This is a genomic window from Aridibaculum aurantiacum (assembly GCF_017355875.1).
GTDB classification, from domain to species: domain Bacteria; phylum Bacteroidota; class Bacteroidia; order Chitinophagales; family Chitinophagaceae; genus Segetibacter; species Segetibacter aurantiacus.
This window is the reverse complement of record NZ_JAFEWC010000003.1, coordinates 362,509-375,689: the sequence shown is the minus strand read 5'-3', so window position 1 is coordinate 375,689 and position 13,181 is coordinate 362,509. Positions and strand designations below refer to the sequence as shown.

The 13,181-nt window shown below is 43.8% G+C and carries 6 protein-coding genes; all 6 read right to left on the bottom strand.

The annotated features are described in order from the left end of the window. Position 1 precedes the first annotated feature (1 nt). Positions 2 to 1,039, bottom strand: a complete 1,038-nt coding sequence (hemE, locus tag J4N22_RS15215; protein ID WP_207495973.1) for a uroporphyrinogen decarboxylase — start codon at positions 1,037 to 1,039, stop codon at positions 2 to 4. A gap of 40 nt (positions 1,040 to 1,079) precedes the next feature. Then, complete coding sequence (locus J4N22_RS15210; RefSeq protein ID WP_207495972.1) at positions 1,080 to 1,796, bottom strand: uroporphyrinogen-III synthase; 717 nt, start codon at positions 1,794 to 1,796, stop codon at positions 1,080 to 1,082. Beyond that, positions 1,783 to 2,706 (bottom strand): hydroxymethylbilane synthase, encoded by a 924-nt coding sequence (gene hemC, locus J4N22_RS15205; protein ID WP_207495971.1) that lies wholly within the window; start codon positions 2,704 to 2,706, stop codon positions 1,783 to 1,785. Before hemC ends, J4N22_RS15210 begins: the two co-directional genes overlap by 14 nt. A gap of 1 nt (position 2,707) precedes the next feature. After that, a complete protein-coding gene (gene hemA / locus J4N22_RS15200; RefSeq protein ID WP_207495969.1) occupies positions 2,708 to 3,955 on the bottom strand; it encodes a glutamyl-tRNA reductase in 1,248 nt (415 codons plus the stop codon). Positions 3,956 to 4,248: 293 nt separating this feature from the next. Further along, positions 4,249 to 7,659, bottom strand: coding sequence for a transcription-repair coupling factor (gene mfd / locus J4N22_RS15195; RefSeq protein WP_207495968.1), 3,411 nt, complete (start codon positions 7,657 to 7,659; stop codon positions 4,249 to 4,251). Between the two features lie 158 nt (positions 7,660 to 7,817). After that, positions 7,818 to 13,118: a S8 family serine peptidase gene (locus tag J4N22_RS15190; RefSeq protein WP_207495966.1), complete on the bottom strand. Its 5,301-nt coding sequence runs from the start codon at positions 13,116 to 13,118 to the stop codon at positions 7,818 to 7,820. Between the last annotated feature and the right edge of the window lie 63 nt (positions 13,119 to 13,181).

Below are 13,181 nucleotides of genomic sequence, written 5' to 3'. Positions count from 1 at the left end.
TTTAATTTTTAATTTGATATTCCTTCACCGCCTCTACAAATGCTTTAGCATGATCTACAGGCACATTTGGTGTAATGCCATGACCTAAGTTGGCAATGTAGCGCTGGGTGCCGAAGCCATCAAGCATTTCATTTACCCACTGCTTTATCTGGGGTATAGGTGCCAGTAGTTTTGCAGGATCAAAATTGCCTTGTAAGGCTACACGATCACCAGCAAATGCACGGGCTTGTTGAGGCGTGATAGTCCAATCTATACCAATACCAGATGCAGCTGTTTTACTTAGGTCTTCTATTGCATGCCATGTACCTTTTGGAAATAAAATAACTGGTGCATCGGTTGCCACAGCTTCTGCAATCTGTACCAGGTAAGGCTTAGAGAATGTACCAAAGTCAGCGGGACTAAGAGAACCAGCCCAACTGTCAAATACCTGGACTAAATCAGCGCCAGCTTTCACTTGTGCCTTCAGGTAGTTGATGGTAATGTCAGTTATCTTCTGCAGCAACTGGTGCGCAAGCTTTGGTTCGGTATAAGCGAACTGTTTTGCTTTATCCCATGTTTTGCTGCCCTTGCCTTCTACCATATAGCATAAAATGGTCCATGGCGCACCAGCAAAACCAATAAGCGGCACGCGTCCATTCAGTTCCTTCTTTGTTAGCGACAATGCATCTGTAACATATTTTAAACTTTCTTCTACACCTTCTGTCACCAGCGCATCAATATCTTGTTGGTTCTTTATCACGTTTGGCAGCGATGGTCCTTTGCCTTCTTCCATCAACACCTCTACACCCATTGCTTGTGGAATAACCAATATATCAGAGAAAATAATGGCAGCATCTACGCCTACCTGGTCTATGGGTTGCAAAGTGATCTCTGTTGCCAGTTCTGGCGTTTCTACACGCGTAAAGAAATCATATTTTGCTTTCAGCTTTAAATAATCGGGCAGATAGCGACCTGCCTGGCGCATCATCCATACCGGCACACGCTCAGTTTGTTCTCCTTTAAGAGCACGTAGTACAAGGTCGTTTTTTAGTTGTGTCATAGTTTACAGTTGCATTATTAGTTGCCTAGAGTTGTGTTCTTTAGCTGGCTGTTTTCCGTAAATGATCTATAGCCATCTTAGCCAGGTATTCTTTATTAGGATGATCACTCACCAGGATCTTATTACCCGATTGCTTCCTCAGTGCAGCAGCAGTAGTAGCGCCAATTGCAAACAATATTGCACTTTCACCTACTGTATTTACAGAGAAAAAACTCTTCACCGCACTTGGGCTAAAGAACAATATTCCATCGTAGGTTTTCTTCACTTTTACCGGTGTCTCTATTGTTTCATAAACTACCAGTTCTTCCACTTTAATATGCTTTTCTTGCAGCATAACAGGCAACTCATCCCGTCGTTGTTTGCCACAAAAGAAGAACACCTCCTCTTCTTCATTCAGAATAATATTCTCCGCTAGCTGTGTAGCATTGATAGCTTCTGAAAAGATTTCGCTGGCAGTAAAATATTGTTCAATAATGGTGCTGGTAACACCTCCTAATGTATAGATGATCCATTCCGGATCGGCACCCAAAACTTCCAAAGACCTTATTACTGCTTCGGCAGCATTCATGCTGGTAAAAACAACTGTTGCCTCTTTACTTGCAAGTTGTTTTATCCTACGTGCAGTGGGTTCATTTATATTTAGCTTTGTGTCGATGAATGACTTCACATCAATGGCTACACCTTGCTCCACTGCATACTCTACCAGTGGTTGTGCCAGTGGTCGTGTAGTTAATATGTTGATCTTATTTTCCTTCATTGCGAATAGCTTCTACTATGGCTTGGCCGCCATTTTCAAGCAATTCATTTGCTGCTTCATTACCTACATTGGCAGCAGCAACAAGTGGTACAACGCGTTTTACTTCTACTTTGTCTTTGCCATCTACAGATAGTATGTTGCCTTCAAAAACCAATGCACCATCTTTTACTTCAGCAAGCGCACTGATAGGCATTGAACATCCACCCATTAATGCACGCAAAAAATCTCTTTCTGCCTTTGTACAAGTAGCCGTTTCTTCATCGTGAAAATTGGCACAAGCCTTAATTGCTTCTGCATCTTCTTCTTTACAAACAACCATGATAGCACCTTGCGCCGGGGCAGGCAACATCCAATCCAGTTCTATGCTTTTTTCAGGGCGAAGATCGATGCGCTCTAATCCCGCAGCTGCGAAAATTGCTCCCTGCCAGTTGCTCTCATCCACCTTCCTCAGCCTCGTATTTACATTACCGCGCAAATTTTCAATGGTGTGATTAGGGAACTTGTGAAGCCACTGCGCCTGGCGCCTGATACTGCTCGTAGCAATAACAGCCGTAGCGGAAGGATCGTTCAGAAAATCAAGATCATTTTTATAAACAAAAAGGTCTTTATAAGAAGCACGCTTTAGTACTGCTGCCTGCACTATTCCTTTAGGAAGTTGAGTGGGTACATCTTTCATGCTGTGTACTGCAATGTCTATCCGACCTTCCAGCATGGCAATATCAAGGCTGCGGGTAAAAATACCTTGAACACCTATTTCATACAACGGTGTCTGCAGGTCTATATCACCTTCGCTTTTTATATAAACGAGTTCAGCAGCATATCCATGCTGCGACAATAGGTCCTTTACCAGGGTGGCCTGCCAAACGGCTAACTGGCTATCCCTGGTGCCAATTCTAAATACCTTCTGCATTTTAATTTCTGTGTGTGATGAAATCGTTGATGGCCTCGATGAATGTACAACCTGGTTGGTTGGTCTGGCGCATCTTCACAGCAGTAGTGCTAAGCACTTTTTTGATTGCATATTCCTGGCTGGCAACGATAGCAGTAGTGGTGGTAACCGCAGGATATGTATGATGACAAGATGTATACAATTCACAGTTCTGCATGTTGTTCAGCTTAAGCTTTAGTGCTTTAAGAGCAGGCGCATGTTTACGCATATCGCTCCAGTCAATAAACTCTTGCATATGTGCAGAAAGGATGTTCTTTGCTTTAGGCACTTCCTTCACTCTCTTCTTCAGTGTCTCATCCTTTAGTTTGCTAAGCTCATCTACATTTACCAGCGTTACATTCTTTAGTTCTTGGGCCGCCCTTTCCACGTTGTAAGGAATAGAAAGATCGATGATCAATTTTTCGCCTTGTCCTTCTACATGGGTTTTAAGAATAGTAGGCTCAGCTGCATTGGTAGCTACTAGTATAATATCCGCACTGTGCAGTTCCTGCGAAAGTTTCCAGAATGGTGCATGCTTCACACCTATTTCTGATGCAAGCAAAGCTGCCTTCTCTTCTGTTCTATTGATGAGGGTAACGTTGGTAGTATTTAGATAATCTACAATGTTCTTGCAGGTGTTGCGGCCAATCTTACCAATGCCCAGTAACACGATCTTTTTATTCTGGATGTCAGTTACGTGCTTCTTGATATACTGAACAGCAGCAAATGAAACAGAAACAGTTCCACCGCTTAATGCAGTCTGGTTCTTGATCTCCTTCGTAGAAGCAATCACAGAATTCACCAGTCGCTCAAGAAAAGCACCTACAAAACCATTCTGCTTTGCAAACTTTACCGCTTGCTTTATTTGCCCTATGATTTCATAATCACCTAAGATTTGCGATTCTAACCCTGCACCTACTTCAAACAGGTGTTGAACAGCATGCTGTCCTTGCTTGATATAACAAAGCTTGTTGAAGGTATCAAGGCTGCCTTCCGTTTCAGAGCATAAAAGTTCTACCAGTTTGGTAGCATCTTCCGCAAAGCCATAAATCTCGGTACGGTTACATGTAGAAAGAATGAAGAATTCAGCCATATTTCGCGAGGATGCAATGGCCAGTATTTTTTTGTACTGGTCGCTGTTGATGGCAAACTGTCCACGGATGGAGGCGTCTGTCTTTTTGTAATTGATCCCGGCGATAAAAAACTGTGATATGCTGTGTGCTGCTGACATTCTTCTGTTGAAATGATATTGCAAAGGTAGTTTTAGCGCCTGCTCATTCCCAATTTCTGTGTCATGCGAAAGTCATAAGTAAACATGACTTTACTCACCGGAAAAAAATGACAACTGTCATAGGAAAAAATTGATATGAATGGGAAGAAAATATGTGACACATGATTCTGTATGCAACATCACATGATGAAAATTTCTTAAATGCATGTACTAGTAGATCCTTCTGTAGCAAAGCTTATCTTAATCAACCTGATAAAGAAAGACTAACGTCTTCAACAAGATTTTAAATTTGCTTAAGCCTCCACCGTTTCTTTCTTTACTACTTCAGCATGCATGCGCTCCAGGAAGGTGTGCATCTCTTTCATGCTCTTGATCTGGTCTGCTACCAGTAAAAAGTTCTTACCAGTTTGTTTCAAGCGAGCCTTGTTGGTGCCTGTTTGCAGGTAATTAAGTATGTTCTTGAAAATTTCCGATTCAAAATATGGAGAGTCAGGTCGGTTGATGAAAAAGCAGCGTAAGGTATCATCTTTAAGCGTCATTTTTTCGAAGCCAAGTTCTACCGCCAACTTGCGGCAGCGAACAGTGATAAACAGATCTTCTACAGGCTGTGGTATAGGACCAAAACGATCCAGCATTTCTTGTTTGAAGTCTACCAGTTCTTCCTCTGTCTCGCAATTATCAAGTCGCGTGTATAACGATAATCTTTCAGTTATACTATCTACATATTCATCTGGGATGAGTATCTCAAGATCGGTATCAATGGTACAGTCTGTTACAAAATCATCCTGCTTCTGTATCTCCTCTTTAAATAGATCCTTGAACTTGCTGCGCTTCAGTTCGCGGATGGCTTCGTTCAAAATCTTCTGGTACATCTCGAATCCAATCTCGGCCATAAAACCACTTTGCTCGCCGCCGAGCATATTACCGGCACCACGTATATCAAGGTCGCGCATGGCTATCTGGAAACCGCTACCTAATTCGCTATGCTGCTCCAGTGTTTGCAGGCGCTTCCGGCTATCAGTAGGAAGTGTAGCAAGAGAAGGAGCCAATAAATAACAAAATGCTTTTTTGTTGCTCCGCCCTACCCGACCACGCAACTGGTGCAGGTCACTAAGTCCAAACTGGTGCGAGTTGTTGATGATAATAGTATTCACATTCGGTATATCCACTCCACTTTCTACTATGTTGGTACATACCAGCACATCATATTTCTTCTCTATAAAATCAAGGATACGCTCTTCCAGCTCGTGACCTTCCAGTTGGCCATGTGCATAGCCAATACTCAGGTCAGGACATAAGCCTTGAATCAGGCCGGCCATCTCACCTAAACCTTGTACACGATTATGAATGAAGAATACCTGCCCGCCGCGCTCTGTTTCGTAATAGATGGCATCGCGTATGAAGTCTTCATTGAAAACATGCAGCTCTGTTTGTATCGGCTGGCGATTAGGCGGCGGAGTATTTATTATGCTAAGGTCTCTTGCACCCATCAGGCTAAACTGCAGCGTACGTGGAATAGGAGTAGCGGTAAGTGTAAGTGCATCCACATTCGTCTTCAGCGTCTTCAGTTTCTCTTTTGCACCCACACCAAATTTCTGCTCTTCATCAATGATCATGATGCCGAGGTCTTTGAATTTTACTTCTTTACCCAGCAATGCATGTGTGCCAATGATGATATCTATTTTTCCTTCCTCCAGTTTCTTTAGTGTCTCTTTCTTCTCTTTGGCAGATTTAAAACGATTGACGAAATCAACGGTAACAGGGAATTCTTTCAAACGCTCACTAAATGTTTTGTAATGCTGGAAAGCAAGGATGGTGGTAGGAACCAATACTGCTGCCTGCTTGCCATCCACCACACTTTTGAATGCAGCGCGAACAGCAATCTCTGTTTTACCAAAGCCAACATCACCACAGACCAACCTGTCCATTGGAGCCGGAGATTCCATATCCTTCTTCACATCGGCTGTAGCCTTACTCTGATCTGGGGTGTCTTCATAAATGAAAGAAGCTTCCAACTCAGTGTTCATGTAGTTATCTGGTGAATGAGAAAAACCTTGCTGTGCCTTACGTTCAGCATACAGTTGAATAAGGTCAAAAGCAATCTCCTTAACCTTAGTTTTTGTTTTCTCTTTCAGCCGCTGCCATGCATCACTACCAATCTTATTGATCTTGGGAATGCTGCCTTCCTTACCTGTATACTTGCTAATCTTGTGCAGCGAGTTGATGTTGACATACAGGATATCGCCATCTTTATAGATGATGCGAACCGCTTCCTGCAGACGCCCATTCACTTCTAGTTTTTGCAGCCCGCTATAAGTTCCTACACCATGATCTATGTGTGTAACATAATCGCCCGGCTGTAGTTCGCGAAGCGTCTTTAGCGTAAGCGCTTTATTCTTGTTGTAAGCCTGCTTTACCTTGTACTTATGGTATCGCTGGAATATTTCATGATCTGTATAGCAAACTACCTTCAGATCCTCGTCGATAAATCCGTGGTGAATAGCAACAGGTATAGGTGTAAAATGGATCTCTGCTTTCAGGTCTTCAAATATGCTGTGCAGGCGCTCCAATTGCCTCGGGTTCTCAGCAAAGAGAAACAGTTCAAAACCTTTCTTCTCCCAATCGCGCAGGTCTTTTATCAGTAGCTCAAACTGCCTGTTAAAAGATGGCTGTGTACGGGTGCTGAATTGTATATCAAACCCATTGAAGTAGTTCTTATCAAACTCAATAATATGGCGCGATTGAAGTTGTTGTTCAATAACAACTGCATTTACAAAGTCTTCAAGCTTTACATCCTTCAGCACTTTGGTATCATCCTCTTCTTCATCAGGGTTTTTACTTCTCCCCTCGTTTTCTTTCATCACCCTGAAGAAAATCTCAAGGTCTTCTTCCTGTATCTCTATCCGTTCTTTTGCAAACTGCCAATCTTCTATCCACACCACTGTATTGTCAGGTAAAAATTCCATCAGTGAAACTTTATCACCTGTTTCAAACTGCGTTTCTACATTGGGTATGATGTTTACCTGCATCAGCTTGCGCTCACTTAGCTGCGTTTCAGGATCAAAAATGCGGATGCTGTCTACATCATTACCAAACAGCTCTATACGATACGGCTTTTCATTTCCATAAGAATACACATCGAGTATACCACCACGCAATGCAAATTGACCAGGCTCGTAAACAAAGTCTGTTCTTTCAAAACCATACATCACAAACAACTCCATAATGGAGTCGAGCTGGATGGTGTCGTTGGTTTTAATAGAGATGATATTCTGGGAAAGCGTTTTTGGCAGAACCACTTTTTCAAAAAGCGCTTCAGGATAGGTTACGATCAGCTTTTTATTTCCACCAACCGTAAGGCGCATCAGCATTTCGGTGCGCAGCATTACGTGGCTGCTGTTTAGCAGGCGGTAGTTCTTCCTGTTTTTAAAAGAAGAAGGAAAATAAAACAGGTCTAAAGCGCTGGTAAGACTTTCTAATGTGTTGTGGAAATAAGCAGCGTCTTCGGCATCATTCAATACTACAAGATGATTAAGATCTGCCGCATTGGGATGTTGGAAAACAGAAGCAACCGTAAATGCTTTGCTACTTCCCTGCAGGTTGGATAGGCGGAGCTTTTGAGGCTGCGACATAGTAAGCCTGTCCACCAGTGAAAAAAGGCGGGGGTTCTCGTGAAACTTCTGTGTTAAATGCTCAAGATTCATTCGCTCTCCTATACCTGCAACGGCTATACCAAATAGGTTTCCTCAACAGGGGTGCAAAGATATGCCTGCAGCTGCTTTTAAAAACAATCCCGGCTTGTTAATGTTTACAACAAGCCGGGATGCTATAGAAATTATCCATGGAGTTTGTTCTCCAGATCTTATTGCTTTATCACCTTTACCTGCTTTACTTCATCGCCGGCTGATAGTTTCAGAATGTAAACACCTGCAGCAATATTCCGGCTACTAAGATCCAGTTGTACCTTATCCTGCTGGCCTGTGGCTGTACTTGCCTGTTGCAGCACTACCTGTCCAGTAGCATTCAACAACTGCATTTCTACCTTAGCTCCCTGCTCTGCCTGCACTATTACCGTCAGCACATCTTTGACCGGGTTTGGATATACCACCCAGTTTTCTTTGTTAGAGAAAATGATCACCCGCACATCAGAATATTTGATGCTGCCATCCCTGTCGATCATCTTCAGGCGGTAATAGCGTGCACCAGTCTTTCTTGGTTCTTCATCAATCATTTCATAGGTGTTATTCATCCTGTTGTAGGCATTTACCTGGTAGATCTTTACAAAACTACCTGTAGACAATGCTTCATTTCCTCTTGCTACCTCTACTTCATACCGGTCAACGTTTGCTTCGTTTGTAGTTAACCATTTTACCAGAACATCTGTTGTTTGTTTGGCAACATAGAACGACTGCAGTTGCAATGGCAACAGGTGGTTGTTCTGTCCACCACCGCCATTCAGCCAGAACTCTGAAAGATCCTTCACCTTGAACTGGGCGTAATAGCCTTTATCATAAGGCACAATGGTAACATTGGCAGGCGCAATGAACGTATAGGTTCCGCTAACATTATCCGCTAGTGTACCGTTTTCTTTTGATGTATCTGCATCTGTGTATTTGGTAATTCCCAGCTCGTATGCATCCTGTGGTTTTGTACAAGTATTGCAAGCGTTGGCTCTTACCAGAGAGTCTGTTTCTATATCAGTAAAATAAAAACGTATAGAGATGCTGTCGGCAGTTGTGCGGTTGTCCGGCTTAAGGGTAAGGTTGCGATTGTGATAGTATTGGTTGTTGATACTGCGCACCGTTCCATTGTGGATGTATGTCCGAACCCTATTGTTACCTAGCTGATTTCCATGCGGGTTAACAGAGGCTATCAATCCACCATTAGCATCATTGTAGTTGATCCATGTATTGACACCTGCAGGTACATTGGTTACTATTTCAGCAGATGCAGGAGCGCCTTCGTATATAGGCGTTTCTCTATTATAAACATGAATATCATCTATGGCTATACCTTCCTTTATAACACCGGCATCGGCCTGCATCACAAACCGCAGTTGCAGACTGGCAGCAGCAGGCAGCGGAATAGAAGCCACATGCCAGCGGCGGAAGCCAGCACTATCCCATACATTATCACCTGCACGATTGTACCAGTTGGTGCCCTGGCCATTAGCACCCAGCTTCTGCCAATGCGTTCCATCCACTGAATATTCCATCCATGCTGCATCGCATAAGTATTGTGAACATTGTTCTATATCCATTGCCATGCTAAAACTTAAGTAAGGGCTGGTGAGACCTGAGGTATTGAAGCAAGGTGAATACAAATAGCTCCACTCGTTATCGTTGTAGCTGCCACGCAGCGATGTCTTCCATGCATTTACTCCACTAGCCGCTTTATTTATCTTGATGCTGGCAGGTGTTCCTAATTGCCAGCTTGATCTATATCCTTCTGTATACCAGTAGCCTGCTCCACTTTCAAAATTCTCGAGGTAAGGGAAAGAATTAACCACCGGCTGATTTACAATCTTGTAGCCAATGATGCTGTCGTTCGTCCTGCTATTATCCTGGTCGAAATCTACCCACACATCAACTGTATGAACACCAGGAGTAGAAAGATCAAGTTTGGTAGCAAAAGAATAAGTTCCTATTCCTCCAGTAAATGTTTCAGTGATGACAGGTCCTCCATTTAGCCTGTATTTTACCGGAACACCTGCAGGAATGGATCGGCTTCCTGTTGTTTCAATGGTCAATGTTTCCGCATTACCCAGCCCGCATCCTTTTTGTTTGGGTGAGAGAACCTGTACCATTCCAAAATCATTAGGATTTTCGAAGATGCGCAAGCTATCAATGGTCAACCCCTGGAAGTTCTCATTATCTGAAGTTCCGATAACACTATTCTGGCCAAACCTGATCTGTGTACTTGATGAAGCCTGTCCTATATATTTCCATAGGTAAATAACTCCTGAATATTTCCATTCGCCAGGCCACATGGCTGCAGCAGAGTCCAGGTTGTAAACTTCTACCCACGGATCAGTATCTGATTGGCGAGCCCACACACGGTTTTCAGGAGAAGGATGTTGCCCATGATGTTTGAACCAGAAGTCCATACTTAAACCACGATCAGCCGGAGTTTGTGCACTAAATAGATTAAGAGTTCCAACAAGGTAATTTGTGTTGCCACCTTGCAAGTACCGGCCTACATCAAGGGTGAGGGCACGGTTACCATTGAGAGCAAAGCCTGATTGTATAAAGCTTCTTACGCGGCCATCAGTAGTGGTTGAAACAAAATCCCATTGCGGCAGACCCGGCAAGCCCATCTTACTGCCATTTACTTCAAATACTGGTGCGGTCTCAAAATTTTCTACATGTCCATTCACTGGAGGATTTGGCAGGTGCTCCACTGTCTTGCGTGCAGTATCATTAGCAGCTACAGGATCACCGCTTCTGCTTACTACAGCTACTATATGGTAGGTGCCAGGGTTGGTAAAATTGAAGCCGGTAAATGTATGGTCGTAAGTGCCCTTCGCAGGTATAGTTGCTGTTACATTTTGCGAAACGAATGCACTGCCGTTGATAGAATATTTTACAACAAAACCAGTTACTGGCTCATCATCTAAATTCTTCACCCGCACTACCAGGTTATTATTGGTTATCTCAGTAGAAGTAAACTTCCTGCCGGTGTTGGGACTAACAATGCTATCGAGTAGCAGGTCATTGTTGCTTATGGCGCCAGTACATGTTCCATCTGTTGGCCTGCGGCTAACAGCTATTGCACGGCGGCCAGGATTGCCGTTGATACGTGGCCGCACACTTGCCCAGTAAGTACTTTCACGGTTAAGCCCGCTAAATGTGTAAGAGGTATTGGTGGTAGTAGCTACCGGCACCATCTCTGGACCTTGTTTCATAAATACTTCATAATCTGTAGCACCGGCTACTGCATTCCATTCTATGCTGAAATAGGTAGGGCATTGCACTGCTGCTAGCTGTACATTGGGTCGTGCAATGATCACAAAAGGAGAAGATAAGCCGGAGAGGCCGGTGCCATTTCTTGTAATGCGAATTCTTGCCTGGGCAGTCGTTACATTAGGAATATTCCAGTAGAAGTTGCGATAGTGCGCAGGAATATTTGAACTGACAACGCTCCATGTAGCGCCGTTGTCACTGGAAAATTCAAGCGTAAAATCATTGGAAGAAAGATCCCATGCATCCCAGTTCACCCAAGTTTCTTCACCCGGCAGCATCGGGTCATTTATAGAAGGAAAAGTGACTTGAATAGCAGCCGGCACGTAATCGTACACTACATAATACTGTTGGGTGGTATTCATGTTTACTGCTGTACCTTTTACACGTATGATATAGTTGCCAGCTGAAGGAGCAGTGATGGTCACTTGCTCTACATTGTTCAACCTGTCTACACCACGTGTGGCAACAGCTGTTACCATACCCGAATCCAATCTCCAAGGAAGAATGGTATTAGTAGCAGGGTCCACTACTTCAAGGTCAAGATCGTTTACCAAAGTCTTGGCAGCAAATACAGCGGCGGCAGGATCGTGCCAATAAAGCATCACTTTGAATTGAGTGGTGCCAGCAGGTACTGTTATCGCATGTTGATTATTGGCACCGTTAGCTACAGTACCATTAAAGAACCTGTTGTTCTTGATCATCTCCACGCTGCGTTGTAAGTTCATCCAGCCAAAGCCGCTTTTATAATCAGGACCGGGCGCTTCAATATCATCAGCTCCATTCATCAGCAGCGCCTTTACCAATGCACTGGGTGGATTAGCACCTGAATGCATCTGCCTGTATTTTTCTACCAGCAACGAAGCGCCACCGGCTACTGCAGGTGAAGCCATACTGCTTCCCCAATCGGTAAGGTAGGTATTGTCTGGGCCGGGACTTCTCACTTCACTTCCAGAAGCTGTTATCTCAGGTTTTATCCTGCCATCGTAGGTGGGCCCCCAGCTACCTGAATGACTTACCTGGCGGTTCTTATCGCCCCAGGCTACGGCTAAAATATTCTTGCTGCTCTGGTATCCACCGAGTGTAGTATGGTAGCCGCCATAGCCACAGTTTGTATTGTTAGGACCATCATTGCCCGCAGCAAAAACATGTAGCAATTCAGGCAGCTCAAAAGCCTGTTCATCGAGAACTGAGGAGTAGATATCGTAGGTGCCAGCATAATCACATTCGCCTGAAATGGAACCATAGGAGTTGTTGGTGATCACCATTCCAAAATCAGCAACATAAGAGGCTGCATTTTTAAAAACCCCACTAAACACTTGTGCTATTAGCGTAGTCAGCGGCGCTACTCCTTTGAATGTTGGATCAAGAATTCCACCGCCGGCAGCAGTACCAGCTACATGCACACCATGCCAGGAAGGCAAAAATGCAGCACGATCAATCACTCTATCCACCACATCGATGTGTGTAGATAAAATAGAATTATCTCCTATACCCAAAACCACTCCACGACCTGATAAACCCTCGCCACCGGTAGCGGTTGGAGCATTCAAAATATTAGCCCGGTGATTTGCACGTACATCATCATTTAAGGCTTTATCAGCCGGAGGAACTGGCTGTACATAATTCACAAATGCAAAAGCCGCCAGTTGTGCCAGTTGAGCTGGCGTTACCCGCGCTACCAGCACATGATAAGTTTCCAGGTCCTGGTTGATGATCTTTATCTTTTGCTTTTGCAGCTCGGCTACTACACCAGGCACAGCCACAGCTTTATTAATTTTTACTAAAACGTCTACAGTGCCAACCTCTTTTACAGCATAGGCTGGAAATTGACCTTGTTGTAGTGTCGCAGCCAGTTTTACATCTGCAGGTACAGGAATGATAGATCGAACATTTGCAGCTTGTAATACCTGTTTTGAAACAGGTTTAGAAATGGTAACAGTAAATGCATTACCAGGTACGAAATCTACCAATGATACTCCAGCTTGCTGCAGGATATTCTTTTCAGCTACACCCGGAGATCTATGAAATTGCAGCAGCGCATAATAAGAACCCTGGTAGCTTTTTTGCATAGCGACAAAATCATCCCATTTGAACATTGCTGCATTGGCTGGCGCCTGCAGCGTTTTCTGTTTGAACTGTATTTGGCCGAAAGAAACATTGGAAATAATATGTACAACAACCAGTAGTAGAATTACTCTCATAGGTGCATTGGTTTATACTTTTTATACCGAAAATAAAATACCCCCTGCAGCGGGTACAGAGGG

Excerpts from the sequence above, each read along its gene's own strand:
- hemE (WP_207495973.1), bottom strand. The coding sequence starts at position 1,039 with ATGACACAACTAAAAAACGACCTTGTACTACGTGCTCTTAAAGGAGAA.
- hemA (WP_207495969.1), bottom strand. The coding sequence starts at position 3,955 with ATGTCAGCAGCACACAGCATATCACAGTTTTTTATCGCCGGGATCAAT.
- J4N22_RS15190 (WP_207495966.1), bottom strand. The coding sequence starts at position 13,118 with ATGAGAGTAATTCTACTACTGGTTGTTGTACATATTATTTCCAATGTT.
- J4N22_RS15210 (WP_207495972.1), bottom strand. The coding sequence starts at position 1,796 with ATGAAGGAAAATAAGATCAACATATTAACTACACGACCACTGGCACAA.
- mfd (WP_207495968.1), bottom strand. The coding sequence starts at position 7,659 with ATGAATCTTGAGCATTTAACACAGAAGTTTCACGAGAACCCCCGCCTT.
- hemC (WP_207495971.1), bottom strand. The coding sequence starts at position 2,706 with ATGCAGAAGGTATTTAGAATTGGCACCAGGGATAGCCAGTTAGCCGTT.